This is a genomic window from Paenibacillus sp. USDA918EY (assembly GCF_009870825.1).
GTDB lineage: Bacteria > Bacillota > Bacilli > Paenibacillales > Paenibacillaceae > Paenibacillus_AQ > Paenibacillus_AQ albilobatus.
The window spans coordinates 41,606-68,151 of sequence record NZ_WTWY01000017.1 but is presented as its reverse complement, the minus strand read 5'-3'; the positions used below and the strand labels follow the sequence as shown (position 1 = coordinate 68,151).

At 52.5% G+C, this 26,546-nt stretch carries 25 protein-coding genes; 1 reads left to right on the top strand and 24 read right to left on the bottom strand.

The annotated features are described in order from the left end of the window. Positions 1–97: 97 nt before the first annotated feature. The 4 genes from GQY55_RS25175 to lspA all read right to left on the bottom strand — a co-directional run bounded on the left by GQY55_RS25175 (position 98) and on the right by lspA (position 3,822). Entirely contained in the window at positions 98–739 is a 642-nt protein-coding gene (locus GQY55_RS25175; protein WP_160044674.1) for a FusB/FusC family EF-G-binding protein, read from the bottom strand. A gap of 314 nt (positions 740–1,053) precedes the next feature. Continuing rightward, positions 1,054–2,307, bottom strand: coding sequence for an LL-diaminopimelate aminotransferase (locus tag GQY55_RS25170; protein WP_160044673.1), 1,254 nt, complete (start codon positions 2,305–2,307; stop codon positions 1,054–1,056). A 97-nt stretch (positions 2,308–2,404) separates the two neighbouring features. Further along, the gene (locus tag GQY55_RS25165) at positions 2,405–3,328 is read right to left on the bottom strand and encodes an RluA family pseudouridine synthase (protein ID WP_160044672.1); all 924 of its coding nucleotides are present in this window, start codon (positions 3,326–3,328) and stop codon (positions 2,405–2,407) included. Continuing rightward, a complete protein-coding gene (gene lspA / locus GQY55_RS25160; protein WP_160044671.1) occupies positions 3,325–3,822 on the bottom strand; it encodes a signal peptidase II in 498 nt (165 codons plus the stop codon). The genes GQY55_RS25165 and lspA overlap by 4 nt, the downstream gene beginning before the upstream one ends. Before the next feature lie 224 nt (positions 3,823–4,046). On the opposite strand from lspA, the gene GQY55_RS25155 reads away from it, so the two are divergent. Continuing rightward, the gene (locus tag GQY55_RS25155; protein WP_160044670.1) at positions 4,047–4,796 is read left to right on the top strand and encodes a TraR/DksA C4-type zinc finger protein; all 750 of its coding nucleotides are present in this window, start codon (positions 4,047–4,049) and stop codon (positions 4,794–4,796) included. 36 nt (positions 4,797–4,832) lie between these two features. Here GQY55_RS25155 and GQY55_RS25150 read toward each other — a convergent pair whose 3' ends face one another. The 20 genes from GQY55_RS25150 to murD all read right to left on the bottom strand — a co-directional run bounded on the left by GQY55_RS25150 (position 4,833) and on the right by murD (position 26,546). After that, a complete protein-coding gene (locus GQY55_RS25150; RefSeq protein WP_160044669.1) occupies positions 4,833–5,165 on the bottom strand; it encodes a DUF5665 domain-containing protein in 333 nt (110 codons plus the stop codon). A gap of 182 nt (positions 5,166–5,347) precedes the next feature. Next, a complete protein-coding gene (ileS, locus tag GQY55_RS25145; RefSeq protein ID WP_160044750.1) occupies positions 5,348–8,440 on the bottom strand; it encodes an isoleucine--tRNA ligase in 3,093 nt (1,030 codons plus the stop codon). A gap of 1,016 nt (positions 8,441–9,456) precedes the next feature. Further along, a complete protein-coding gene (locus GQY55_RS25140) occupies positions 9,457–9,960 on the bottom strand; it encodes a DivIVA domain-containing protein (RefSeq protein WP_160044668.1) in 504 nt (167 codons plus the stop codon). Positions 9,961–10,113: 153 nt separating this feature from the next. After that, on the bottom strand, positions 10,114–10,896 hold the full coding sequence (locus GQY55_RS25135) for a YlmH family RNA-binding protein (protein ID WP_160044667.1): 783 nt from the start codon (positions 10,894–10,896) through the stop codon (positions 10,114–10,116). A 6-nt stretch (positions 10,897–10,902) separates the two neighbouring features. Next, complete coding sequence (locus GQY55_RS25130; protein WP_160044666.1) at positions 10,903–11,172, bottom strand: YggT family protein; 270 nt, start codon at positions 11,170–11,172, stop codon at positions 10,903–10,905. Positions 11,173–11,179: 7 nt separating this feature from the next. Then, positions 11,180–11,623: a cell division protein SepF gene (locus tag GQY55_RS25125; RefSeq protein WP_160044665.1), complete on the bottom strand. Its 444-nt coding sequence runs from the start codon at positions 11,621–11,623 to the stop codon at positions 11,180–11,182. Further along, complete coding sequence (locus GQY55_RS25120; RefSeq protein WP_160044664.1) at positions 11,620–12,315, bottom strand: YggS family pyridoxal phosphate-dependent enzyme; 696 nt, start codon at positions 12,313–12,315, stop codon at positions 11,620–11,622. Before GQY55_RS25120 ends, GQY55_RS25125 begins: the two co-directional genes overlap by 4 nt. A 7-nt stretch (positions 12,316–12,322) precedes the next feature. Further along, positions 12,323–13,177, bottom strand: a complete 855-nt coding sequence (gene pgeF, locus GQY55_RS25115) for a peptidoglycan editing factor PgeF (protein ID WP_160044663.1) — start codon at positions 13,175–13,177, stop codon at positions 12,323–12,325. Positions 13,178–13,215: 38 nt separating this feature from the next. Next, positions 13,216–13,530 (bottom strand): YlmC/YmxH family sporulation protein, encoded by a 315-nt coding sequence (locus tag GQY55_RS25110; protein ID WP_236575847.1) that lies wholly within the window; start codon positions 13,528–13,530, stop codon positions 13,216–13,218. A gap of 453 nt (positions 13,531–13,983) precedes the next feature. Next, entirely contained in the window at positions 13,984–14,766 is a 783-nt protein-coding gene (gene sigG / locus GQY55_RS25105) for an RNA polymerase sporulation sigma factor SigG (RefSeq protein ID WP_160044661.1), read from the bottom strand. Positions 14,767–14,843: 77 nt separating this feature from the next. Further along, positions 14,844–15,566 carry an RNA polymerase sporulation sigma factor SigE gene (gene sigE / locus GQY55_RS25100; RefSeq protein ID WP_160044660.1) on the bottom strand — a complete coding sequence of 241 codons (723 nt, stop codon included), beginning with the start codon at positions 15,564–15,566 and terminating at the stop codon, positions 14,844–14,846. Positions 15,567–16,102: 536 nt separating this feature from the next. Further along, positions 16,103–17,077: a sigma-E processing peptidase SpoIIGA gene (gene spoIIGA, locus GQY55_RS25095; protein WP_160044749.1), complete on the bottom strand. Its 975-nt coding sequence runs from the start codon at positions 17,075–17,077 to the stop codon at positions 16,103–16,105. Positions 17,078–17,576: 499 nt separating this feature from the next. Beyond that, complete coding sequence (gene ftsZ, locus GQY55_RS25090) at positions 17,577–18,698, bottom strand: cell division protein FtsZ (RefSeq protein WP_160044659.1); 1,122 nt, start codon at positions 18,696–18,698, stop codon at positions 17,577–17,579. Positions 18,699–18,760: 62 nt separating this feature from the next. Further along, on the bottom strand, positions 18,761–20,038 hold the full coding sequence (gene ftsA / locus GQY55_RS25085) for a cell division protein FtsA (RefSeq protein ID WP_160044658.1): 1,278 nt from the start codon (positions 20,036–20,038) through the stop codon (positions 18,761–18,763). 281 nt (positions 20,039–20,319) lie between these two features. Continuing rightward, positions 20,320–21,090 carry a cell division protein FtsQ/DivIB gene (locus GQY55_RS25080; protein WP_160044657.1) on the bottom strand — a complete coding sequence of 257 codons (771 nt, stop codon included), beginning with the start codon at positions 21,088–21,090 and terminating at the stop codon, positions 20,320–20,322. A 62-nt stretch (positions 21,091–21,152) separates the two neighbouring features. Then, entirely contained in the window at positions 21,153–22,436 is a 1,284-nt protein-coding gene (gene murA / locus GQY55_RS25075; protein ID WP_160044656.1) for a UDP-N-acetylglucosamine 1-carboxyvinyltransferase, read from the bottom strand. A gap of 16 nt (positions 22,437–22,452) precedes the next feature. Beyond that, the gene (locus tag GQY55_RS25070) at positions 22,453–22,728 is read right to left on the bottom strand and encodes a hypothetical protein (protein WP_160044655.1); all 276 of its coding nucleotides are present in this window, start codon (positions 22,726–22,728) and stop codon (positions 22,453–22,455) included. Between the two features lie 135 nt (positions 22,729–22,863). Continuing rightward, positions 22,864–23,973, bottom strand: coding sequence for an undecaprenyldiphospho-muramoylpentapeptide beta-N-acetylglucosaminyltransferase (murG, locus tag GQY55_RS25065; protein ID WP_160044654.1), 1,110 nt, complete (start codon positions 23,971–23,973; stop codon positions 22,864–22,866). A 5-nt stretch (positions 23,974–23,978) separates the two neighbouring features. Further along, positions 23,979–25,076: a stage V sporulation protein E gene (spoVE, locus tag GQY55_RS25060; protein ID WP_160044653.1), complete on the bottom strand. Its 1,098-nt coding sequence runs from the start codon at positions 25,074–25,076 to the stop codon at positions 23,979–23,981. 48 nt (positions 25,077–25,124) lie between these two features. Further along, complete coding sequence (gene murD / locus GQY55_RS25055; RefSeq protein ID WP_160044652.1) at positions 25,125–26,546, bottom strand: UDP-N-acetylmuramoyl-L-alanine--D-glutamate ligase; 1,422 nt, start codon at positions 26,544–26,546, stop codon at positions 25,125–25,127.

Here is a 26,546-nt window from a genome sequence, read left to right as displayed (position 1 = left end):
ATATAAGGAAGCCTTCGCTCCGAAACTTATACTTTCTCTTATATCTTAAACCAAAAAAGAAAGGCTGCCCCTAGGGGCAGCCTTTCCCGCAATAACTTTATTTGCGAACAGAGAGAATGAACTTCTCAAGTGACGCTGTATCTGTAATGCTCTGATTGCAAGCATGGCTATCGACGCAAACGTATTGGCCGACGGAAGAAAAATTATCCGGCACGGCGCTTTTGGTCTTGACCGAGAAAAATGCAAGTTCCTGGTGCCGGTTGCAGAACATGCAGTAGCCCTTCTTGTTGGTCGGCATCAATCTTCCCTCGATGCCGATAAACTGCCCTTCGTACGGATATACGATGAACAGCCGGCTCGTGGCGACGTCCACCCAGCCCAGATACGTCATAAATCGAAAATCGATGGACTGCAGATCAGGCACTTTCAATTTTTTATTTTTAGGGAATAACTTCTCAATCTGTTTCTGCGTAATCGGCGGATACGGCTCCAGAAATGCTTCCAATTCAGTGAGATGTCTTTCAAAATCGGGTGCCGTTTCGAAGGTCGATATTCGTTCCAGCATTTTCCGCTGATCCACCGTCAGGGAAGAAAATGCTTCCGTAACCGTCATTGCCGCACGGTACCTTACGGTTTCCAAAACGCTTCGGTCCGCAACGGTTCGCAGCGTTCTCAGAAGGAATTCCGACTGTTTTTTAATTACGTTATACTGGTGGTTTCTAATAAATGGTGTACTCATTGCTTTTCAGCCCCTTATTTATTTTGAAATTCAATAAGGTGCAAAGCCTTTATTAGAAACGATAAAATGAAGTTTGGGCGATTGAATCCATTCCATCGCACCTCACGCAAAGTATCGCCCCGAAATCAGGCTTTGCATGAGGACTTCCTAGCAAATGAGCAATTCAGTATTGCCAACGATAAAACCCCCTATCATCATCGATGCGAAAAGTATAGCAAAAATAACCCGGAGCCGCAATTCATTGCCGTTCAAAATCGCTGAGAACACAAAAGGACAGCCGCCAGGCTGCCCGTTGAACGTTCATGACTATGCTGTTAAAACTCGAATTCCACGTCGCTCAGACGCCGTTTGATTTCGCCGATGACCCGTTTTTCGTCTTCTTCGCCGTTTGCGATAAACGTGACGGAGAAACGGACGAAATGTCCGGCATCATCCCAAGGCACGCTGGAGATGAGTTTTTCGCGTATCAGGTATTGGGAGAAATCTTCGCCGGATTCGAAGCGGATGCCGCCTTTAATTCCTTTCGGCGCTTCCACGTACAGGAAGAAGGAGCCTTTCGGTTTTTCGGCCTTGAAGCCGAGCTCGTTCAGCGCGGCGACCAGCATGTCGTGCCGGCGGGAATATTTGGCCGCGATTTTTTCGGTGATTTCCGGATGGTACAAGCCGTAAGCCGCCGCTTTTTGGATCGCGATGAATTGTCCCGAATCATTGTTGTCCTTCACGTCGCCGAACGCTTTGACGACAAGCGGGTTGCCGGCGATAAAACCGATCCGCCAGCCGGTCATGTTATAGGACTTGGACAAAGAGTGAAGCTCGACGCCGACGTCTTTCGCCCCCGGAACGGACAAAAAGCTGAGCGGCTTCAAGCCGTCATAAGTAAGCGCGGCATACGGCGCGTCATGCACGATGACGACGTTATGCTTCTTCGCCCATTCCACGACTTCGCCGAAAAACTCCGCGGTCGCGCTGGCCCCCGTCGGGTTGTTCGGATAGTTCAGGTAAAACAGTTTGGCGCGTTTGGCGATCTCTTCGGGAATGGCATTCAAATCGGGCAGGAAGTTGTTTTCTTTTTTCAATTCGACGTTGTAAACTTCCCCGCCCAGGTATTTGGTGTGCGTGCCCATCACCGGATATCCCGGCACCGTCATGATCGTAACGTCGCCCGGGTTGATAAAACACGAAGGCAGCATGGCCAGCGCCGGTTTGGAACCGATCGAATGCAGGACTTCGGTTTCAGGGTCGATGCCGTCGACGTTAAACACTTCTTTCAAGTAATGGGCGGCAGCAACCTTGAATTCAGGGATGCCGTTGTCCGCGTAACCGCGGTTTTCAGGCTTGGCCGCTTCTTCGGCAAGCTTCGCGACGATGCCGGCATCCGCCATTTCATCCGGTTCGCCTACGCCCAGGTCGATCAGTTCGACATCCGGAAAATCCTTTTTCGCTTGGGCTTTGGCGCGTTTAATTTTTTCAAACTTGTAAATCGCTGTATCTTTACCGTAATTGGATCCGCCAATCCGGTCCGCAAAATTGTGCTGAATATACGTATTTTGGTATCGTTCGATGCTCATGTACCATTTCATCTCCTATTTAGGCAAAATTCTATCCCTAAATATGAAGGAATCCATGGCTGAATGCCATGGACTAATCATCGTATCATTTGTACTTTCATCGGCTGCGCAGGTTGAAGAGCAGTTGTTCCATGTCCGGCGGGATCTCCGCGGTGAATTCCAAATATTCCCCGCTCGACGGATGAACAAAACCAAGCACTTTTGCATGCAGCGCCTGCCCGTCCATTTTGATGCCTTTGCTGCGCCCGTATACCGGATCCCCCACAAGCGGATGGCCGATAAATTTCATATGGACGCGGATTTGGTGGGTTCGGCCTGTTTCGAGCTGCAGCTCGAGCAGCGTGTAATCCCCGAACCGCTCCAGCACGGCAAAATGCGTAACCGCATGTTTGCTGTTTTTTTCGGTCACCGTAAACATTTTGCGGTCCAGCGGATCCCGGCCGATCGGCGCATCGACGGTTCCCTGGTCGTGGCTTACGTTGCCGTGGACGAGGGCGACATATTTGCGCGTCACGCTATGCTCCTTTAACTGGGCGGCAAGCGAAGCATGCGCCTTATCGTTTTTGGCTGCCATCAGCAAGCCCGAGGTGTCTTTGTCGATCCGGTGAACGATCCCCGGCCGCAGCTCCCCGTTAATGCCCGACAGGTCCTTGCAGTGATACATCAGCGCATTGACAAGCGTCCCGGAGGCATGTCCGGGAGCCGGATGCACGACCATCCCCCGCGGTTTGTTCACCACGATCAAGTCACTGTCTTCATAAGCTACGTCGAGCGGGATATCCTCCGGCACAATTTCCACGACCGCGGGCTCCGGCACGGTGACCTCAAGGACATCCCCTTCGGCCAGCTTGTAATTGGCTTTGACGGGTTGGCCGTTCACTTTGACATGTCCCGAACCGATCCACAGCTGTACCTGGGATCTGGATACGTCCTCCTCCCAGGATTCCGTGATGTATTTATCGATCCGTTCTTTGGCATACGCCCCGTCGATCACCCATTCCCGGATATCGGCTTCATTCACACGATTTCATTCCCTTCCCCGCTGCCTTCTTCTTTTGGTGTTTTGTTCAAATCAATCAGTGAATCCAAAATGATCAGCGCCACCCCTACCACGATGCAGGAATCGGCGATGTTGAAGATCGGAAACGTGTAGCTTCCGAAGTTGAACATCAAAAAGTCCACGACCTCCCCGTTCAGCGCCCGATCAAGGAAATTGCCGATCGCTCCGCCAAGCACGAGGCTAAGCGCCGCCGGCAGCAGCTTGCGCGAAGAAGTTTTTCTTACTTTTTGCATGTACCAAATAATCGCAATCACAACAACGATAGTTATGACGATAAAAAACCACCGTTGATTCGGGAGAATGCCAAAGGCGGCCCCGCGGTTGCGGCTCGAGGTGATCACAAAAAAGTTTCCGATGACCGGGATTTCCTGACCGATCTCCAATTGTTTCGCAATGATGAATTTTGTCCCCTGATCCACTAAAAATGCGATAATAGCGAGGATATAATACCACACAGCGCCAAGTCACTCCGTTCTTATCAATTAGGTCCGCAGACCCTGACGGTTTCATGTCAACTAAGACCTGTATATTGTAGCACAGCACGTCAGACATCGTCCATTAACGTCCAACCCCGAGAAGATTTTCCTTCTGTAAAACCGGCTTGTTCCGCGCATTCTACAAAAGAAAGAAATGTCTCAAGCGGCATTTCGCTGCCGTCAAAGGAAAGGGGTCCGTACTTATGCAGCATCTTACCGATTCACAGCTCAAGCATCTGCGTTCCTTGCTGGAAGAGCAGCTGCAATCGTTACAGCATAAAGACCAGGAAAACGATTCCTACGGCCTTGACGAGTCCATGCGGGACGAATCGGGCGAACTGTCTCTCGTTGACAACCATCCGGGAGATATGGGGACCGAGATGTACGACCGTGAAGTGGACCTGATGCTTCAAAACCACGACGACAACCGGATGGAGCTGATCCGCGATGCGCTCGAACGGATGGATCAGGGAACGTACGGCATCTGTCCCGTTTGTAACAAGCCGATTCCTTACGAACGCCTCGAAGCCGTTCCGACGGCGGAATATTGCGTTGAGGATAACCCGAAACATCATGTATCCAACTACCGCCCGGTGGAGGAATATTTCCTGATGCCGCCGTTCGGCCGTACGAGCCTGGATGAACGCGAAGACCAAAACGGTTTTGACGGCGAAGACGCCTGGCAGGCGGTCGAAAATTTCGGGACATCCAACACGCCGGCCATGGCCGAAGGCAATGAAATCCACAGCTACAACGAGATGGAAATCGAGGCGTCGGAAGAGCTTGAAGGCTGCGTCGAACCTTTGGAAGCTTTCGTCGCCACCGACATGTACGGCAACCTGATCGATATCGTGCGAAATCAGCAATACCGCAAATACATGGACATGGGCGAAGGAATCGACATGTACCAGCTGGCTGAAGAGGAAGAGGACGAAGAAGATTATCTCATTTGATCTTTCGTTTCGTCCGATTTCCTTCCTTGCGCCGGTCTAATATGTTTTCAGTTCCATCTGCCGCTGCACGATCCGCACGATATCCGCGATATAATCCCCGATGATGGGCAGGTTGAGCGCACCAAGCACCTGCAGGACGTAAATAATGGTGGCGGCAAAAAAAGTAAAACCAATCGCAATCCCGACCCCGCGCGCCGTTCCGGAAAGCAAATTCAGCCAGATCAGCCGCATCGGCTTGTGAAGAAGCTGAGTATAGTCGGCAATGCGGGATCTTTCCATCTCGTCCGCAATTTGGGCCGTAAGCTGATAAATCCGGCTCAGCTGTTCTTTCTCCGCCGCAGATTCGCATGTTTTCCGATCGTTGACCATAGATGACTTCCCTTCGTAAAAGCGTTGCAAAGCATCTCGCGAGAAAAACAAACGAGCCCGCAGCCGCCGGTTTTTGTCCGGCGCCTTAAGGCTCGTTTTATTCTTTGACTGCTATTATTTGCCTAAAGTCAACCTCTCATTCAAGCGGGAAGGCTATCTTGGGCTTTTTTTGTCTTTCGGAGCTACTCTGCAATGCGCACGCCAAGCGTTTTGCCTGCCAAATCAACGGTTTCCATGCCGTCTTCCTTGCCGAACACAACGTCTTTGACCAGCACGTTTTCGCGGAGCACATGGTCGAAGGCCCGAATCGCTTGGGTCAGCTCTTCGTCCGCGTCCAAAACAAGCGTTACCCGTTTTTCGATCGGCAGGTCAAGCTTTTTGCGATAATCCTGAACGGCGCGGACCACTTCCCTGACCCAGCCTTCCTGCTCAAGCTCAGGCGTAATCTCGGTATTCAGGGCAACCGTGATGCCGTAACCGGAAGCCGAAGCGAATCCGCTCTTGGCATGTTTTTCGACGAGCAATTCGTCGGCGGTAATTTGCAGCTCTTCACCTTCCGGAGAGGTAACGTTGAGGCCTCCGGATTGAACGGCCGCTCTCGTTTCCTCCGGAGACAAACCTTTCAGGAAGCCTTGGAGGAAACCGATGTTTTTGCCGTATTTTTTGCCGGCCACCTTCAGGTTCATTTTGAGCGTAAAGTCCACGAACCCGCTGTCGCTTGTTTCCAGCACGAGGTCCTTCACGTTGATTTCTTCTTTGATGATCTCCTGGTAGCCCTCCGCGTCAAACGGACGATCCATGGAAACGATCAGCTCGGACAACGGCTGACGGGTTTTGATGCCCGTTTCGTTGCGCACGTTGCGCGCAAGCTCGACGATTTGGCGCGCCGCTTCCATGTCGGCTTCAAGCGTTTTGTCGATCAGCGATTCGTCGGCCTGCGGGAAGTCCGCCAAGTGCACGCTTTCGCCTCCGCCGAGGTTGGTGTAAATGTCTTCGGACAGGAACGGCGTATATGGCGCCATCAATTTCGACAGCGTCAGCAGCACATGCGTCAGCGTGCCGTATGCCGCAAGTTTGTCTTCGGTCAGCCCGCTGCCCCAGAAACGGTCGCGGGAACGGCGGATGTACCAGTTGCTCAGCTCGTCGACAAATCCTTCGATGCCTTTCGCCGAGTTCAGGAAGTCGTTCACCGCAAGACCTTTGTCGACCAGTTGGATCAGGCTGTTCAAACGGGACAGAATCCAGCGGTCGAGTTTATTGTCGGAAGGCTTGAACGGATGCTTTGCCGGATCGTAGCCGTCGATGTTTGCGTACAACGTCAGGAACGAATGAGTGTTCACGAGCGTATCGACGACTTTGGATTTCGCTTCCGCAACGATGCCTTTGGAGAAACGTTTGCTGTTCCATGGCGCGCTGTCGGCCAGCAATGCCCAGCGGAACGCGTCCGTGCCGAATTCGTTGATGATATCCCATGGATCGATGACGTTGCCTTTGGATTTGGACATCTTTTGTCCGTTTTCATCCAAAATGTGGCCCGTCGCGATAACCGCTTTGTAAGGCGCCACGCCCTTAAAGAGGGTGGAAACCGCCAGCAAGCTGTAGAACCAGCCGCGGGTTTGGTCGATCCCTTCGCAGATCATATCCGCAGGGAACTGCTCTTCGAAGGTGCTCTCGTTTTCGAACGGATAATGATGCTGCGCAAACGGCATCGAACCGCTGTCGAACCATACGTCGATGACCTCGGAGGTGCGTTCCATCACGCCGCCGTCGCAGTGCGGGCATTTGACTTTGACTTCGTCCACGTAAGGCTTGTGAAGTTCAAAATCATCCGGGAGAGCCGTTGTCGCATGTTCTCTCAAATCCGCAAAGCTGTGCGGAGCGTATTCTTTTTTACAGGAGTCGCACACCCAAACATTCAGCGGCGTACCCCAGTAACGGTTCCGGCTGATATTCCAATCCACCAGATCTTCCAGGAATTTGCCGAAACGGCCTTCGCGGATATGGCCCGGGAACCACTCCACGCCGTTGTTGTTGGCGATCAACTGATCTTTGACGGCCGTCGTTTCGATGAACCAGCTTTCCATCGCGTAATACAGGAGCGGCGATTTGCAGCGCCAGCAGAACGGATAGCTGTGTTCGTATTTTTCCTTGCTGAACAAAAGGCCTTTTTCCGACAGCATCTTCACGATGTCCAAATCGCAATCCTTCACAAAACGTCCGGCCAGATCCGTAACCTCATCGGTATAGCGGCCTTGGGCGTTAACGACGCTGACGAAGCTGATGCCGTTTTCGCGGCATGTTCTGTAGTCGTCTTCGCCGTGCGCAGGCGCCATATGGACGATACCGGTACCGCTTGCGTCCGTGACGAACGAAGCGCCGACGATCAGGTTGCCCTTTTCCGGATGGATGTACGTAAACGGCGGCGTGTAGGTTTTACCGATAAACTCGGAGCCTTTGTGCGTGGACAACACCTGATAATCTTCTTTCATCACGTCTTCGACCAGATTTTTGGCCACGATGTACACTTCGCCGTTTTTTTGCACGCGCGCATAATCCATATCCGGGTTCATCGCGAGCGCAACGTGAGCCGGCAGCGTCCAAGGGGTCGTCGTCCAGGCAAGCACGTAGTCGCCGCTGTCATGCAGCTTGAACTTCGCAGTGGCGCTCAAGTCTTTGACGTCTTCGTAGCCTTGGGCCACTTCGTGGGAGCTGAGCGTCGTTTGGCAGCAAGGGCAATACGGGCTAACGCGATGGCCGCGGTACAGCAGTCCTTTGTCATGGATCGTCGCGAGGATGTTCCACACGCTTTCGATGTAGTTGTTTTCAAGCGTGATGTACGGATGATCCAGGTCGGTCCAGTAGCCGATCGCCTCGGTCAGCTCTCTCCATTGTTTTTCATATTCAAATACGCTGGCTTTACATTTTTTAATAAATTCTTCAACGCCGTATTTTTCGATCTCTTGTTTGCCGGAGATGCCCAGCTGTTTTTCCACGCCAAGCTCGACCGGCAAGCCGTGAGTATCCCAGCCCGCTTTGCGGACGACGCGGTAGCCTTTCATCGTTTGGTAACGGCCGATAAAGTCTTTGATGACGCGGCCGAGAACGTGCCCGATATGCGGCGCGCCGTTCGCCGTAGGCGGACCTTCGTAAAACACGTAGTTCGGTCTGCCTTTGCGGTTTTCCATCGATCTGCGGAAGGTATCTTCCTCGTTCCATTTTTTTAGTACGCGCAGGTCGCGTGTGCGCGCTTTTTCTTTGATATCGACTTTTTGCATCATTTTCAACCTCCAAAATCTTTCAAAAGATTTCCCATCCCCCTAAATCCCCCTTCTAAGCGGATGCTTTCGAAGCGAGTTTTCCTTCGGAAAACTTTTAGGGGACCCCAAGGGCTCCGCCCTCTGGACTCCCGAAATGGGTCGGGCGAGTCACAGAGTACGTACTTTGATTCTTTTTATGTGATACCCGCTTTTCGCCCCGTTCTTTGCTTTCGCAAAGACGGGGCACGCTTAACGGATGCGCGCTCTCGTTTCAAAAACTAAAAGTTACTCCTTGCACCACACCCATCGCACGCATGAAAGGTTCCCGATAGCGATCCGAAGGGAGCTGAGGAAGAACCGTTCACAACTCCAAAAGCTGCTTTATCGCGCCACTCCCATAGCTCGCATGGAAGGTTCCCGATGACGATTCCGAAGGAAAGTCGAGGAAGAACCGTTCACAACTCCAAAAGCAGCTTTAGCGCGCCACTCCCCCTCCCTACGCCGAACTTTCGGGTGTCCAGAGGGCAGCGCCCTCTGGGGTCCCCCTTTGGAAAGGGGGATTTAGGGGGATTCGGTAGAATTTAGGCGGATTCGAAACAAAAAGATGCTCGAAGAAGCTTCGAAGAACACAAATAAAAGCCCCATCCCTAAAAGGGACGAGGCTTCTGCTCGCGTGACCACCCTAATTCCGCTCATGGAGAAACAAAACTCCCCTGAACGACTCCTCAAGTCCTCGCCTGATCGGGGTTCCCAAGGAACATCGCCGTCAGCAAGGAGCCGATATAACGTTCGGCATGCCGGCTTGGCTTACGCACGTTAATGCTAACGCTTCAGCTTCGCTTCTCCGGGAGGATCTTCGGCTTCGGTCTGAACGTCGGCTCTCAGCAAACGCCGACTCTCTGGAGAACATGTCCAAAGCTTACTTATCCCATCATGGAATCCATATGCGCTTCAACGCTGCCGCGACTGCGCGCGACAACCGATATGACTATAGTTATAGCCCTTTTTCATTCAAAAGTCAACCAAGCAGAAGCCTAGTATACCTCATTTGCTTCGCGGGTATCCCGGGAATCGCCGGGCGATTCCAGCGCATCCCAGCCGTCTTGGCTCAAAAGCTCCAGCTGCGCTTCCACCAGCGTCCGGAATCGGGTACGGTAAATGGAAGCCTGCTTTTTCAATTCTTCCACTTCCATCGCAATTTTGCGCGACTTGGCAAGCGATTCGTTAATGATGCGATCCGCATTTTTCTCGGATTCTTTTATGATCAACTGCGCTTCCTTCTTGGCGTTGTTTTTCACTTCATCCGCCGCTTCCTGGGCGACGATGATCGTTTTCGAAAGCGTCTCTTCGATGTTGAGGAAATGGTCCAATCTTTCCTGCAATGACATCAACTGATTATGAAGATCCTTGTTTTCGCGAATGACACTCTCATAATCCTTAATGACCTGATCGAGGAATTCATTCACTTCATCTTCATCATAGCCCCGAAGCCTGCGTGAAAATTCCTTGTTATGTATGTCTAACGGCGTTAACGGCATAGATGTGCACCTCCTAAGAATGTTCAGGTCCCCCTGTTATCAAACGGATCTGATGATACAGCCCTCTTGGATTGTATCGGCCGAATAAAACCATTTTATTAGTATTCGCTTGAATTAGATTTCGACAGGAATAACCTATTTCCTGCTGCGAGTCTACACAAATTTACCTATTTTAACCCGGTAGCGTCCTTTTTTTGTAACGTCCCCCGCTTCGAGCACCTTAAACCGGCCGAAGCCCTGCATCGACACGACATCCCCCGCCTTTAGCGGAGCCGACGGATCCTCGACCGTTTTCCAATTGACGCGGCAGCGGCCGGCCCGGATCGGAATCAACACCTTGCTTCGACTGAGCCTATACACGTCGGACGCGATCCCGTCCAGGCGCAGCGAGGCGACCGTAATATCCATCGGCTCCAGCGCGGCTTTGTTCGTTTGAAGTTGATCGATCGGCAAAATTTCGCTGTGAACTTGCACGCGATGCACCTGATTCAGGTTCATGTCCAGAAAGGCGCTGATTTCTTCGCATACGACCGTGTGACAGCCGCTCTCCAGCACGTGAATGTCGCCGATTTTGGAACGTTTAATGCCAAGGCCAAGAATCGATCCCATATAATCGCCATGCTCCAACGTCAGAAATTTCCGGTCTACGGAATCGATGCTGAGCACCTTCAGCTTCATGTCCTCGCCGCTTAAATCGCGGTAGTCGGGGGCGATCAACGCCCTTGTCCGTTCCGCTTCCTCATAACCTCCGTCAAACCGCACGTGCACGTCCGGGTGGCGGTTCGCCAGCGATTCCACGATAAAAGCCTGCCTTGGATCCAAAAAGTCCGTCAGACGGGTTTCATGGTATTGGCCAGCGTTCACAACCCATTCCCAGGCCCGATCGACGAACTCGCGCTCATCCGGATGAAAATGATCGTAAATATCCAGTTTCATCGTCACTCACACCAATAAATACATCAGAATCGCGAGAACGCCCCGTTCGGCGAACTGCAGCACGATCAGCGCGATGATCGGCGAAATATCAAGCATTCCCGCGATCGGGGGGATAAAACGGCGAAACGGCGACAAATACGGCTCCACAAGCTTGCCCAGAAGCTCGCCGATAAAGCTTTCCCGCAGGTTCGGAAGCCAGGACATCAGCACGTAAACGATAATCATGTAAAAGTAAATTTGGAACAGATAATCCACGATGGTAATTATATCTAACAAAACCGCTTCACCTCATTCTGTTGTAATCATGTTCATCCGCAAGTATTTCGGAAATGGTGCCTGAGATTTCAACGGTATCCGGGGTACATAAAAAAATGTTCCCGCCAATCTTGGAAATGCCGCCGCTCAAGGCATAAACCGTTCCGCTGAGAAAGTCGATGATCCGCAGCGCCTGGTCGGTACGAACCCGCTGCAAATTGACGACCACCGTCCGGTGGGAACGCAAGTGATCGGCGATTTCCTGGGCTTCGTCGTAGGAGCGCGGTTCATGGAGGATTACCTTGACGTTTTTTTGCGAATGAATGCTGACCACATTATTTCCCCTTGGGTTTCTACGCGCTTCCAACTGCGGAGTTTCCACTTCTTCTTCAACCGGAAGCTGCTCCCGCTCCACGATTTCTTCCTGCTCCTGCAATCCCAAAAAAGACATAAATTTATTCATCACGCTCATCCTTCCCCCTCCTCTTTCCCTACTAAAATGCTGCCTAAACGGATCCAAGTCGCTCCTTCCTCAATCGCCACTTCAAAATCGTTAGACATGCCCATGGAAAGCTCCGTTAACGGTTCCTGCGTAATGCCCCTGCGGTTCAATTCGTCCCTTAACTCGCGCAGCCCCCTGAATACGAAACGGGTATCCTCCGCCTCGTCTTCAAAAGGAGCCATGGTCATCAAGCCGATCACTTTAATATGGGAAAAGTTTTGAATTTCCTGCAAAAACGATGCCGCTTCCTCGGGGGGCAAGCCGTACTTGCTGTCTTCCCCGGAAATGTTGACCTGTAAAAAAGCTTTGACCTGAAGCCCCCGCGCGGCGGCTTGCTTCTCCAGTTCCTTGGCAAGCGAGAGCCTGTCCAGCGAATGGATGTACTCGAACTTTCCGATCACGTCTTTTACCTTGTTGGTCTGCAGATGACCGATAAAATGCCACGTGCCCCGGTGTCCGAGCGCCTCCCATTTATCCTGTGCGTTTTGCCAACGGTTTTCGCCAATATGCTCAAGCCCGCTGTCCAGCACCTTGGCCGTCATCGCGGGCGAAACATATTTTGTAACCGCCACGATCTTTACTTCTTCAGGCGTTCTGCCGCTGCGCCGGCATGCCTGCTCAATGCGTCGATTGACGTCCTGTATCCGCTCTTCCAAAGTCACGGAAGGCTCACCCCTCTTTTAGCCCGATCCAACTAGCCATTCGTCCTGTCGTTCCCCCATCCTTCCGGTATGAGAAAAACAAATCGTTACGACAGCTCGTACACCATGATGTACATTCGATATGAGTCGGCAATATTCCTGCTTTAATCATAATGTGTCGATTCATTTCTTTCAAGTTGAGCATATATTTGCCGCCTTCTTTGGTTATGTACCAATCCGATACGGAATACTCGTCATTACCCAGGAAATCTTTTGCTAAATCATGGACATAAGACATAACTTTTCCATCGATTTCATAACAGCAGGACCCGATCGACGGCCCGATAGCCGCTTGTATATCTTCTGGCCGGCTGCCAAAAACCTCCGTCATGCGTTCCGCCATTTTTGCTGCGATTCGCGCCACGGTTCCTTTCCAGCCTGCATGCGCAAGACCGACCACCTGCCGAACCGGATCATAAAAAAACAAAGGCACGCAATCGGCATAAAAAGACGTGAGCATCACGCCCGGTACGTTGGTAAGCAGCCCATCCGTGTCCTGAACGGCCGATTCCCGCGTTAAGCTTCCCGCACCCGCCAGGCTTTTGTCAATAACGGCGATATCGGCGCGGTGGACCTGCTCCCCGCATGTCCATGAAGCAAGCGTAAACCCAAGCCGAGACGCGACAAGCTCGCGGTTGGCAATGACGTCCTCGGCACGGTCGCCGACGTGAAAGGCGCAATTCAGCGAATCGTAAGGCGTCTGGCCCACGCCCCCGTTCCGGCTCGTAAAGCCGGCACTGACGCCGCCATAACGGCTAACCCAAGGCTCCAGCATAAACAGCGCCGGGCGTCCCTGTTCCTCTTTCAAAACAAACGGTTCCATACCTGTTCACCTCAACATCCAGTGTACCACATGAAGACTCACAAATCCCTGTAATTTCGGCGATCCCTTTCCTGGCGGTCTCCTTGGGACGAAGCTTCCTTTTCGTTCGTCAGCGTTTTGAGTTCTTCCATTTTGACCAAAACGACATCCGAACCGATTTTGACGATGTTTTGCCATGGGATGATGAGATCCGCCCCGCCGCCGAACAAGCCCAAAAATTTATTATAACTTGGCACGACGATCGCGTCGATCCGGCCCTGGCGGAGATCCAGCTCCAAATCGCTGATTTGGCCGAGCCTTTTGCCGTCCACGATGTTGATGACGTCTTTGGTTTGAAAATCGGATATTTTCATGTTTATCCCCACCGTCTGTTTTTCTGGAATCAATGTCCGCAGCCCCTTTTCCTCCTAAATTTGCGTGCCTGCATCATCCGTTACCGTATTCTTGATATAAGTATATGTTCCCTTTGGGCAAAATGCCCTTCTTTTTCGAAAATCAAAAACGTTCACCGGCGCCCTATGCTCAGGCCTGATGCGGGTTTGCCCCGACAAATGCTTCAAGTGAAACAACCATGAATGAAACCGCTGCTTGCCACATATGTCTGATGAAGAGGCCCTTCGGACATGATCCATAAAATAACCCGGTTTTTTGCTTCGACGCCGATTCAGGGGCTTTATAGGTTACCTCGGAAACCATGAGCTCCGATGCATTAAAAAAACGACCCGAAACGGATCGCTTTTAGGTTTATAGGCTTGGCATAAACGTAAATGTCTTTTCCGCCAATCCTCAATATTCAATTGTTGGTTTTACGATTTCACATGTTTTTGCATTTGCTGAATGGCCGATTTCTCGAGCCGGGACACTTGCGCCTGGGAAATGCCGATTTCGTCGGCAACCTCCATCTGGGTTTTTCCTTCAAAAAAGCGCATGGAAAGAATCATTTTTTCCCGCTGGCCGAGCCTTTGCATCGCTTCACGGAGGGCGATTTCTTCGATCCACTGCACATCCTTGTTTTTGTCGTCGCTGATTTGGTCCATCACGTAGATGGGATCGCCGCCGTCATGGTAAATCGGTTCGAAAAGCGACACGGGATCCTGGATCGCGTCCAGGGCAAAAACGACATCCTCTTTGGGTACGTTCAGCACTTCGGAAATTTCGAAAATCGTCGGTTCCCGCGAATTTTGGTTGGTCAAGGAATCGCGCACCTGCAGCGCCTTATAGGCGATATCCCGCAGCGATCTCGAGACTCTGATCGGATTGTTGTCCCTCAGGTACCGGCGGATTTCCCCGATGATCATCGGGACCGCATAGGTCGAAAATTTCACGTTTTGCGACAAGTCAAAATTATCAATAGCTTTCATCAGTCCGATACAGCCTACCTGAAACAAATCGTCGACAAATTCCCCCCGATTGTTGAAGCGCTGAATGACGCTGAGCACAAGTCTCAGGTTGCCGTTCACGAGCTTTTCTCTGGCTGACCGTTCGTTGTGTTGCTGCAAGGAGTGGAATAATTCCCGCATTTCCACGTTGGTTAGGACCGGTAATTTTGCGGTATCCACGCCACAAATTTCGACTTTGTTTCGGGTCATGATGATATACCTCCCAAGGAGAAACATTAATGTACATTATCTCCCTGGGGGCTCATTTTATTCCTTGCAAAATTTCGCTACACCATCTTGTTGAACTCCTTGCGGAGGCGTTTGATAATCCTTTTTTCCAGCCTGGATATGTAGGATTGGGAAATCCCGAGCATATCCGCAACATCTTTTTGCGTTTTTTCTTCGCCGTCCTGCAGGCCGAAACGAAGCTCCATAATCGTGCGTTCCCGGTCGGTCAGCTTTTCGAGCGCTTTGTGGAGCAGCTTCCGGTCGACCTGTTCCTCGATATTGCGGTAGATCGTATCATTCTCGGTGCCGAGCACATCCGACAGAAGCAGCTCATTGCCGTCCCAGTCGATATTGAGCGGTTCGTCGAAAGAAACCTCGCTGCGGATTTTGCTGTTGCGGCGCAAATACATCAAAATTTCGTTTTCGATGCAGCGCGAGGCATACGTGGCAAGCTTGATCTTTTTTTCGGGGTCGAACGTGTTGACCGCTTTAATCAGGCCGATGGCGCCGATGGACACCAGATCCTCGATGTTGATGCCGGTATTTTCGAACTTGCGGGCAATGTAGACGACCAGGCGCAGATTGCGTTCAATCAGCATCGACCGGATGGCCGCATCCCCCGTCGGAAGCCGCTGCAGCAAATATTCCTCTTCTTCCCGGGTCAGCGGGGGAGGGAGCGCCTCGCTGCCGCCGATATAGTAGATTTCTTCGCTTTTCAGCCCCAAAAGAAACAGGATTCGGTAATATTGCAGCTGCGCTATCAATCGCCATTTTACAAGCATTTGTCGTCCTCCTAAAAGTTTCCCGAAGGGAAACTATCTTCGTAAGCATAAACTAATTTCCCGAAGGGAAACTATCTTCGTAAGCATAAACTAATTTCCCGAAGGGAAATTTGACTTCGTAAGCATAAGCTTCGTTTCCCGAAGGGAAACGATCTTCGTAAGCATTAACTTAGTTTTCCAAGGGAAAACTATCTTCGTAAGCATAAACTAATTTCCCGAAGGGAAATTTGACTTCGCAAGCATAAGCTTCGTTTCCCGAAGGGAAACGATCTTCGTAAGCAATAACTTCCCGAAGGAAACGATCATCGTGACATGAGCTTCATTCCCGAAGGAAACCGTCGACGATCCATGCATGTCATATCGCGTTGGAACGTTAAATTTAGATCCCTAAGCATCCACTTTGCAAAAGACACCGCCCGCCCAAGGCATCAATTTCGCGCTCCCAAATCGGTTTTTCCGCTGACATTGGCTCTCGCTTCGGAAAACCAGGTCCGCCGTCATCGCAGGACTTTTCCGAATGATCCGCTTGCTTCCCCTTACAAATGAGCCGACGTAGAGTTGACCGGCAGAATCGCTTCAGCCTTGACGGCGTTTTCCTCCCGTACCAGCTCCGGATGGATGATCGCCTGATAGGATCTGTCACCGGACAATTTGCCCCCATCCAGTCCGATCAACACCTTAGACGAACGGCTTGTCTGATTTCCGATTCGTATTTCGACGGCATCCGGTTTCAGGGCAAGCATAAACGCCGATCCGCGATTGACGCCCCGGTAGGGCACCAGACGCAGCCTGTCGCGCCATTCGAAATCGGCATCGTCCAGCTCGAGCAGCAGTTTGTCCGGTTCTCCCCCGTCCAGCCGCTGCAGCCAGGCCGCAGGCAGCTTTTCCTTCCACAGCGACGCTTCCATGACCATTACAGGGGTTCTCGTCAGCGGGTCCGACAGCTGGTTGCCGGTATCAAGCAATCCGGGGCAGGTTACGGTAAAATCCCCGATCGCCACTTGGACTTCTCCCATGTATTCCAGCCTGTTCTCCAGTTTCCGCCGCGTGGAATAAACGAATTTGAACCACAGCAGCACCGCAAAACACATGATAAACGTAAACCAAAACCCGATTTTCAGCTCAAACGAGAGTCCCCCCGAAGCCGTAAACCAGATGCCGTTAAAAATCTCTCCCGTATTTTTCAGCAAATAATGAATACCGATGATTCCGCCGGCCGCCGCAAAGTTGATCATATAAAAAGCTCCCATGTTCCGGATATAGTTTTGCAGACTACCAAAACCGAAAGCGATCCAGAGCATCAACAGAGACAATGCGAATTTGATGATAAAGGTATACATAAAGGAAAGCTCGGGCAGGAACATCATGACGACGTACAGCGCTCCTACCGTCGACGACGCCGCAAGGCGCCACCACCGCAGTCGCTGTTTTCTCGTCCAGGCGGTCAACCACAAGAGCGCGCCGTCGATCAACAGATTGGTGATGAAAATCAGATCAATATAAACAACCAGCCCCATCACCTGCCTGCGCAACGTGGATTCTTAATCGAATCTGCTATGATACCTTTACCGTTCATCATGGCTTTGACTTGGGAGATGTATTTAGTATAAAAAGAACCCTATCCAAAGTCTGTCTAAAATTGGGAGCCGGACATCAACTTTTTTTGTCGAGTTCCGATGGTTTTTGAGGAGAAGGCGATGGCCGATTTTGCAGCGACCGATTCGCGAAGGTTCGGCTGCAACCTTCAATCAGTCATTTGCCCCCTTGCTCACGTCCTTGACATTTCGGGTCCCCGTACCGTTTATGTAAAAAAGGCTTGATCCTCGAATCCTATCCCGCCCAGGCGACGGCGCATGTGAAAAAGCTGGGTTCCCCGCGAACCGGGTCGCAACGGACCGCCGGGACGCCTTCAACCGCGTTGATTGAGGTTAAATAGGTGCTTTATCATTTCAAAAAAAGACCCGCTTCCATTCAACATGGAAAGCGGGTCTTGGCTTATACGGTATGCGATTAGTCCTTTTGACGCGACCGGTTCCGCAAAAACGTCGGAATGTCCAGCTGGTCGCTGCTGGTCTGGTTGCCGAACGGACGAAGGTTCGACGTGCTGTTGCGGGTCTCCGCAGCCGGTGGTTCAGAAGGTGCGGCAGCTCCCGGCTTGCGGGATGGAGGCGCAGGCGTGCGGTTTTCAAATCCCGTCGCGATAACGGTGACTTTGATTTCGTCCTTCATGCCTTCATCAATGATCGCACCGAAAATCATGTTCACTTCCGGATCGGATGCGGAGGTTACGATTTCGGCCGCTTCGTTGACTTCGTACAGGGACAGGTTGGTGCCGCCTGTAATGTTCATGATGACGCCGAGTGCGCCTTCGATCGAAGTTTCGAGCAGCGGGCTCATAATCGCTTTGCGTGCAGCTTCGGCTGCACGGTTTTCGCCTGTCGCTATGCCGATCCCCATCAAAGCCGAACCGCGTTCGGTCATGATCGTTTTGACGTCGGCGAAGTCAAGGTTGATCAGGCCGGGCACCTTGATCAAGTCGGAAATGCCCTGTACCGCTTGACGCAGCACGTTGTCCGCCTCGCGGAATGCCTCCATCATCGGTGTTTTTTTATCAACGATTTCTAATAGCCGATCATTCGGAATAACGATAAGTGTATCGACTTTTTCCTTTAAGGCTTCGATACCGAGCACAGCTTGGGTGGAACGCTTGCGTCCTTCGAATGTAAACGGACGCGTTACCACGCCAACGGTCAATGCTCCGCATTCCTTGGCGATTTCGGCGATGACCGGAGCGGCTCCCGTACCGGTTCCCCCGCCCATGCCTGCGGTCACAAAAACCATGTCAGCACCTTTGAGGGTATTCATGATCAGATCGCGCGACTCTTCGGCCGCCTTTTTCCCTACTTCAGGGTTGGCTCCGGCACCGAGGCCGCGGGTCAGTTTATCCCCGATTTGCAGTTTATGTTCCGATTTGGCCATATGCAAAGCTTGAGCGTCCGTATTCACCGTGATGAATTCGACGCCTTGAACGCCGTTTTCGATCATTCGGTTCACGGCATTGCTGCCGCCGCCGCCCACGCCAATTACTTTAATTTGCGCCAAGCTCTCCATTTCAAAATCAAATTCCAACATACTTTCCCATCTCCCCCTCATTGTGCATGGATGGCCCGTCCACTTATTTAAATGGAACCTGCTTATATGAAATCACTGAAAATATTTTTCAATCGTTCAATAAAGCCTGGTTTTTGGGCAGTCTCCGGATTCGTAGCAGGACTCGCTTTTGGGCGGTTCACTGTTTTCTTGTTGCCCGCATTGCTCACGTTTGCGCTGCTGCCGCTGCGTACGCGGATACTGCGGATGACGTTATGTAAAATGCCAACGCCGCTGGTGTAACCAGGGTCTCTGACGCCGATGAAATCCGGCACGGCAATTCTGACGGAAGCCGCCAGCTCCGCTTGCGCAACCTGCAAAACGCCCGGCATGGATACCGTGCCGCCGGTAAGGATATAACCTCCCGGAAGCTCGGCATAACCGAGACGCTTGACCTCTTCGCGAACGAGATGGAAGATTTCCTGCACCCGCGGTTCCACGATGGCTGCCAGGTCTTCTTGGTTGAATTCCTTTTCGACGTTGCTGCCGATCCGGACCACCTTGAACGTAACGTCGGGCGCGGCATCGGCCATCAAAGCGCAGCCGTATTTGAGCTTCACCTTTTCCGCCTGATCCGTCAACGTCCGAAGCCCGTAAGCGATGTCGTTCGTCACGAACTCGCCGCCGATCGGCAGCGTTGAAGTCGAAATCATCGTGCCGCCTTCGAAGATGGCGATGGTCGTGGAACCGGCACCGATATCCACAAGGACCGACCCCATCGTTTTTTCGTCTTTGGACAATGCAAGCTGGCCCGCGCCCAAAGACATCAGCACCAGATCCTTGATTTTCAAGCCTGATTTTTCAACACAGCGCAAAAGATTATGTATCGCGGTCTTCGCGCCGGTAATGATGATTGCCTCCACCTCTAGGCGGACGCCGATCATGCCGCGCGGATCCTGAATTCCCTCCAAACCGTCAACGACGTATTGTTTTGCAACTACATCAATGATTTCCCGGTCAGGCGGAAGAGCGACCACTTCGGCGGCCTTAAGCACGCGTTCAATGTCCTCCTCGCCGATTTCCCGATCCTCGTTCGATACTGCCACGACGCCGTGGCTGGATTGAAGTCCGATATGGTTGCCTGAAATGCCGACATATACTTCCGATATTTCAATACCGACCATACGCTCCGCATGATCAACGGCACTACGGATGGATTGTACAGTCTGGTCAATATCTACAATTGCACCTTTACGAATTCCTTCCGAGTCGGCAGATCCAACTCCAATAATATTAAAGGTTCCATTATTCACTTCCCCAATAATAGCACGAACTTTGGATGTACCGATGTCCAAACTAACAATGATGTCATTGTTGCTCAACCGTGGCACCTCCTGTTTTCTATAGTATCTTTCCCATGAATAAAACACTCGTTTTTACATATTCAACATAGAATATTCTTTCCCTCTTTTTTCTACAAATTTTTCGACTGCCAACATTTAGTATAACAGGCTAAAAATCAAAAGAAAAAAGAGGGAGATTTTTAAGCGCGGAAAGTCCGAAAGATTGATCGGTCCCCGCTGTTAGCATCGTTTTGATCGAAAAACAAACAAAATTTAGTTCAAACGGTATAGATAACCCATAAAGTTAATTGTAGCATTTTTTAATTGCCGTGAGTAGTGCCATTTTGGTCCGACTCTTCGCCACCGAGAGTCTCAAACGGCGTATACGTGTCGGCTTCCAGCATCGTGATCGTCCCCGGCTGGGCATTCTCGATCACCTGGTTCAAATATTCGATCTTGTCGCCCAATAAAGAGATGGCCGTAATCACCACGAATCGCGATCGCGTATACATCTTGATCCGGTCGGGAAAGGAAGCGGTCGGCGACGGAATAATCTCCGAAATGTCGGAGATCAGCTCATTCGGGATTTGCCCCAGCGCCTTGCACAGCTCCGCTTTGTTCGGATCGTTCGGACTCCATTTGGTAAGGATCGGCTTCTCCACGGCAATGCCGCTGCTGTTTACGGCGACCTTGGTGCCGTTCGCGAGAATCGCGTCCAATCGGCCGCCTTCGCCCAGCTCGTAAGCGACGGTAGGGTACTCTTCGATTCTGACGTTGATTTCACCGGGGAAATGCTTGTCCACGACAGCTTTTTGAATCGACTTGATTTGCAGCAGCTGGTTTTCGACCTTGGAAGGCGAGACGCCGAAATATTGAATTCCCGTCTTCAGCCCGCTGGCCTGCAAGAGCTGTTCCCTTGAGGTAAACGTATTGCCTGTAAATTGAATTTCCGTCACCTGGCTCACAGGCGAGCGAAAGAACAAAACCGCCAAAATCGCGATAAACAAAAGCAGTAAAATGGCTATAATTTTCCGGCTGGCTTTTTTCTTGGGCCTGTTCTCTTTTAAAACGGGAATGTGAGCTTTTGGCATAGGGTTCTCTCCACAAAATACCTCTTATCCCCTCTCGCGGGAGGGAGGGGATAAGCATGGCGTTAATTTGCTAAATCTAGCGGTCTGGGCACCGGCGATAACCGGTGGATGTCAGCTCCCAGCTTTTGAAAGAGCAGCTCGATATGTTCGTAACCTCTGTCAATGTGATGAACTTGTTCGACGATGGTTTTTCCTTGGGCGGCCAGTCCGGCAATGACCAGCGCCGCTCCGGCCCTCAGGTCCGTGGCTTCGACGGTCGCGCCGTACAGCCGCTGCACACCTCGTATAAACGCACAGTTTAAGTCGGTGGATATGTCCGCGCCCATTCGCGTCAATTCATCGACATGCTTGAATCTGCCTTCAAACACCGTCTCCTTCATGACGCTGAAACCGTCGGCCAGCGACAGCAGCACCATCACCTGCGACTGCAGGTCGGTCGGAAAGGACGGATAAGGCGAAGTGACGATCCGTTCGATCGCCTTCGGGCGGCTCATGCTGCTTACGTTTATTATATCATTGCAGGTGCTGATTTGAACACCGGCCCGCTTGAGGACGTGGAGCAAGGACGACAGATGCGCCGGGTTGCTGTGGGTCAACGTCACGTTTCCTCTCGTGGCTGCCGTGGCGATCATCACGGTTCCGGCTACGATCCGGTCCGGAATAATGGTATATGAACACGGTGTAAGCCGATCTACGCCTTGGATCGTGATCGTATCCGTTCCCGCCCCGATGATGCTCGCGCCCATGGCATTCAGGAAGTTTTGCAGGTCCTGAATCTCCGGCTCGCGCGCCGCATTGGTAATGGTGGTTGTGCCTTCAGCCATCACGGCGGCCATCATAATGTTTTCGGTCGCTCCGACGCTCGGAAAATCCAGATGGATATCCGCCCCTTTTAGCTTGCGGGCTTTGCATATGATTCTCTGGTCAAATTCCTCGATCTCGGCTCCCAGCGCCTGCAGCCCCCGAAGATGCAGGTCGATTTTCCGCTCGCCGATCGCGCAGCCGCCGGGTTGATAGACGGCAACCTCTCCGAACCTCGCAAGCAGCGGCCCCATCAAAAATATGGAGGAGCGCATTTGCTTCATCAAATCTTCCGGTACATGAAACGAATTGGCGGACGACGTATCCAAGGCAACCGTCTCCTGATCACGCAAAGTCGTGCAGCCGATCCGATCCAGGATGTTCAGCATCACGTCGATATCCAGAAGACGGGGGACGTTGCTCAGCTGAACTTTGCCTGCGGCCAGCAAGCTCGCTGCCAGAATAGGCAATGCGGCATTTTTTGCTCCATGGATACGTATGGTTCCTGACAGGGATTTCCCACCCTCAATCACCAATTTGTCCAATGTATCACCTCCGAGTTTACCCCTCAACCGCCGCATTCTCTCTTTGCAGGCCGCTGCCGTGCCTGCCCGCTTGGAGATTCAAAGTCTCGTACAATGAATGCTTCAGGATGAGATCGTCCTCTGCTGTCGTTTGACCGGCCTGAAATCCAGTACAACCCTTCAGCGGACTTGTTTTTGCGTGACACATCAGACCCATGTGCTCGGCCTTGCAAGGCGAAAGTTGTGCGCGAAAGCGGCTTAATGGCAACCGGTCGGCATTCTCCTGACAAAAAAGAACATCCGTTTCGATCAAGGCCACAGCTTCGTGCCGAAAGCCGCGTCAAACTCCGCGCAGTTCGGGCGGGGCCGGCGTTCGGGTGGTGATTGTCACGATTATAGAGTATCTTATGTCGCGCGCGACAAGTGTGTGACAGTCGCCCAGCCCCTTTTACCGCCCCGATGCGAGGCGGCGCATTTCTTCGACGATCAGGTTCGCCGAATCCGGCTTCCCAAGCCTTTTCGATTGTTCGGACATCTTTTGCTGAACATGAATATCGCCCATGATATCCTCGATAGATTGAAAGAGACGCTTGCCGGATAAGTCCTTCTCCAGAATGACCTTCGCCGCTCCGGCCTTTTCCAGCTGGCGCGCGTTGGCCTCCTGATGGTTATTGGTCACGTTCGGCGAAGGGATCAGGATCGAGGGAATGCCCAAAGAATTGATTTCAGCCAGGAAGGATGCCCCCGCCCGGTTGACGATCAGCGATGTGGCCGCAAGCACCTCCGGCATGTTATGCACGTAAGGAAGCACATGCAGATGATTCGGCATGCTGCCGAGTTTGACGCGGATCTCTTCACGCGTCTTATCGAAATATTGCTCGCCCGTCACATAAACAAAATGAATGTGTTTGAGCTTCTGAAGCTGCGGAGCCATTTCGATCATCGCGTCGTTGATCGCTTTTGCCCCGCGGCTCCCGCCGACGACAAGCACGACCGAACTGTCCATCGGAATGCCCAGCGACGCGAATCCCCGTTCCCTGTTGGCGGACTGCACGGTGGTTGCCCGCGGGTTGCCCGTGTATATGACGCGTTTGGCCTTCGGGAAGGAACGCTCCGAACCTTCGAAGCTGACAGCCACCGTGCTGACGTACCTGCTCAGGAACTGGTTGGTCAAGCCGGGAATGGCGTTTTGCTCATGGATGATGGACGGGATGCCCAGCTTGGCCGCCGCATAAACGACCGGTCCGCAGACGTAACCGCCCGTGCCGATCACCACGTCCGGTTTGAATTCGGCAAGCATCCGCTTGGACGCTTTGACGCCTTTCAAAAAACGGATGACCGTCTTGATGTTTTCCGCCGACAATTTGCGGCGAAAGCCCGTAATGTCGATCGATTGAAAAGGAATTTGCTCCTGCGGTACAAGCTTGCTTTCCAAGCCTTTCGTGCCGCCGATATATAAAAACGCAGAATCGGGGTCTTCCGCTTCGCACTGCCTCGCAACGGCGATAGCCGGGTAGATGTGCCCCCCGGTCCCGCCGCCCGTTAAAACGACTCGCATGCCGATCACCTCGCATAACGTGATAGATTAAGTAAAATGCCCAGGGCGGTCAGCATCAGCGTAAGCGACGAGCCGCCGTAGCTGATCAGCGGCAACGTAATCCCCGTGACCGGCATCAGGCCGATGACGACGCCGATATTGATGATAACCTGCACGGCGACCATGCCGACGATGCCTACCGCAAACAAGCTGCCGAAACGGTCGGGAATCGTCATCGCGACACGCATGCCCCGCCAGACCAGGATCAAAAACAGGAGCAGCACGATCAGGCCGCCGATAAAACCGAGCTCCTCGGCCAAAATCGAAAATATAAAGTCCGTTTGCGGCTCCGGAACGTAGCTGTACTTTTGACGGCTCATTCCGAGTCCCAAACCGCCAAGCCCGCCCGGGCCGATGGCGTATAACGATTGAATAATCTGATAACCCGTCCCGAGCGGATCGGACCAAGGGTCGAGAAACCCGGTAATCCGCTTCAGGCGATAAGGCGCGGCCAAAATCAGGCCGACAAATCCGGCAGCGCCGGCCAACCCCAACATGCCCAAATGGCTTAAGCGCGCTCCGGCCGTAAAAATGATCATCATCGCGCCTCCCAGCATCACGGTGCCCGTACCCAAATCCGGCTGGAGCATAATCAGGCCGAAGGCTAGTCCGACCAGTCCCAGCGGCGGCATCAGGCCCCTGCCGAACGAGGTGATGTTCCACTCGTCGCTGCTCAGCCATTTCGAGAGGAACAAAATCATGCCAAGCTTCATAAATTCGGACGGCTGGATGCCGAACGAGCTGATGCCGAGCCAGCTGCGCGCCCCGCCGCGAACGACGCCGATCCCCGGTATCAACACGATGACCAACAGGACGAAGCAGACGATCAAGGCGAGCTTGGCGTATTTTTTCCATATCCGAAAATCGATGCTGGCCGTAAAAAACATGGCTACAAGTCCAAGTCCAGCAAAAAGCAGCTGGCGTTTGACGAAATAGAAAGAGTCCCCATGTTCATGGAATGCGAGCACCGAGCCTGCGCTGTATACCATAATGATGCCGATCGTGAGCAGTCCCAAGATGCAGAGAAACAGCCACAAGTCCGGCGCCGGGCGTGTCTTGTTCATGAAGAGGCCACCTTTTGCGAAAAAGTAGGGGCTTATCCACCCCCCTACTTAAAGATTATGCACCGCCTCTTTAAAAATGCGTCCACGCTCCTCATACGAGGCAAACATATCCCAGCTGGCGCAGGCGGGAGACAAAAGCACGATATCCCCCGGCTCTGCGGCGGCATGCGCTGCCTTTACGGCTGCGCGAAGCGTGTCGGCGGCGTCCTCCTCATTATCGACGACGACAATATGCTTTAATCCGGCAAGATGCGACACGTTGGCGATTTTTTGCGCCGTTTCGCCAAGCGCGACCACCGCTTTGACGCGTTCCGACAAGACCGGCGCGAGCTCCATGTAATCCGAGCCCCGGTCCAGTCCCCCGGCAATCAAAACGATCGGACGATGAAAGGATGTTATGGCCATCATCGTCGCTTTGGCATTGGTCGCTTTCGAATTATTGTAATAAGCGACTCCGTTCAGTTCCTTGATGTACTCCAATCGATGTTCCACGCCACGGAAGGAGGACAACGGCCCTCTTAACCGGTTTGCGGGCACGCCTGCGGCGATGGCGATCGCGCAGGCGGCCGCCGCATTTGCGACATTAAAGCGGCCCGGGATACCGACTTCCTCCACGGGGATGATCTCTGTGACTTGGCCGTGTTCATCCCGGTATACGATGCTGCGCCGAACTTCATCCTCTACGCCTTGGATAAAAGAAGGGCTGACGTAGACGCCTTCCACCAACTCCTCGTTGGTAGAGAAAGGCAGAAGCTTCGCCTTGATGTAGGGCACGAGCTCGCGGCAGGTCGAATCATCCCAATTGAGGACTGCGGTATCTCCTTCTCCCTGATTGGCGAACATTTTGGCTTTGGAAGCGACATAATCCTCCATATCGCCATGGTAGTCCAGATGCGTTTCCGCCAAGTTCAGCAAACATCCGATGCGCGGACGGAATTCCTTCGTTCCTTTCAGCTGGAAGCTGCTCAGTTCGGTCACCATCCAGTTGCCGCTGTCCGCGCCTTGCGCGGCTTCGCAAAGCGGCGTCCCGATGTTGCCCGCCACGATCGGACGCATGCCGGCTTCCTCCAGCATGTTTCCGACCCAGGTTGTGGTCGTCGTTTTGCCGTTCGAGCCCGTAATGCCGATGATGGGCGCACTGCAAATATGATAGGCGACCTCCACTTCGGTGACGATTTCGATACCGAGCTCCAGCGCTTGCTTGACCGGCCCGACTTTATAAGGAATCCCCGGATTCTTGATAAGCAGAGAAATACCGGGATGAACCAGATCCGCCGGATGACCGCCGCAAATGACGGTAATGCCGAGCGCCTCCAGTTCCCCGGCTTCGGGGCACTGATCTCTGTTTTTTTGGTCGTTGACGGTCACCTTCGCGCCGTAACTGTGCATCACCTTGGCAACTTGTACACCGCTTTTGGCCAGGCCCAGCACGACGACTTCCCGATCCCTGTACGATTCTGGATGCTTCAT

Coding starts and splice junctions, on each gene's coding strand:
- GQY55_RS25135 (WP_160044667.1), bottom strand. CDS start 10,896: ATGAAACTGGATATTTACGATCATTTTCATCCGGATGAGCGCGAGTTC.
- murG (WP_160044654.1), bottom strand. CDS start 23,973: ATGCGAGTCGTTTTAACGGGCGGCGGGACCGGGGGGCACATCTACCCG.
- ileS (WP_160044750.1), bottom strand. CDS start 8,440: ATGCAAAAAGTCGATATCAAAGAAAAAGCGCGCACACGCGACCTGCGC.
- GQY55_RS25175 (WP_160044674.1), bottom strand. CDS start 739: ATGAGTACACCATTTATTAGAAACCACCAGTATAACGTAATTAAAAAA.
- ftsZ (WP_160044659.1), bottom strand. CDS start 18,698: ATGTTGGAATTTGATTTTGAAATGGAGAGCTTGGCGCAAATTAAAGTA.
- GQY55_RS25080 (WP_160044657.1), bottom strand. CDS start 21,090: ATGCCAAAAGCTCACATTCCCGTTTTAAAAGAGAACAGGCCCAAGAAA.
- GQY55_RS25150 (WP_160044669.1), bottom strand. CDS start 5,165: ATGGTCAACGATCGGAAAACATGCGAATCTGCGGCGGAGAAAGAACAG.
- pgeF (WP_160044663.1), bottom strand. CDS start 13,177: ATGGAACCGTTTGTTTTGAAAGAGGAACAGGGACGCCCGGCGCTGTTT.
- GQY55_RS25125 (WP_160044665.1), bottom strand. CDS start 11,623: ATGAGCGTGATGAATAAATTTATGTCTTTTTTGGGATTGCAGGAGCAG.
- GQY55_RS25110 (WP_236575847.1), bottom strand. CDS start 13,530: ATGAAAATATCCGATTTTCAAACCAAAGACGTCATCAACATCGTGGAC.
- sigG (WP_160044661.1), bottom strand. CDS start 14,766: ATGACCCGAAACAAAGTCGAAATTTGTGGCGTGGATACCGCAAAATTA.
- sigE (WP_160044660.1), bottom strand. CDS start 15,566: ATGCTTGTAAAATGGCGATTGATAGCGCAGCTGCAATATTACCGAATC.
- GQY55_RS25170 (WP_160044673.1), bottom strand. CDS start 2,307: ATGAGCATCGAACGATACCAAAATACGTATATTCAGCACAATTTTGCG.
- murD (WP_160044652.1), bottom strand. CDS start 26,546: ATGAAGCATCCAGAATCGTACAGGGATCGGGAAGTCGTCGTGCTGGGC.
- GQY55_RS25140 (WP_160044668.1), bottom strand. CDS start 9,960: ATGCCGTTAACGCCGTTAGACATACATAACAAGGAATTTTCACGCAGG.
- spoVE (WP_160044653.1), bottom strand. CDS start 25,076: ATGAACAAGACACGCCCGGCGCCGGACTTGTGGCTGTTTCTCTGCATC.
- GQY55_RS25155 (WP_160044670.1), top strand. CDS start 4,047: ATGCAGCATCTTACCGATTCACAGCTCAAGCATCTGCGTTCCTTGCTG.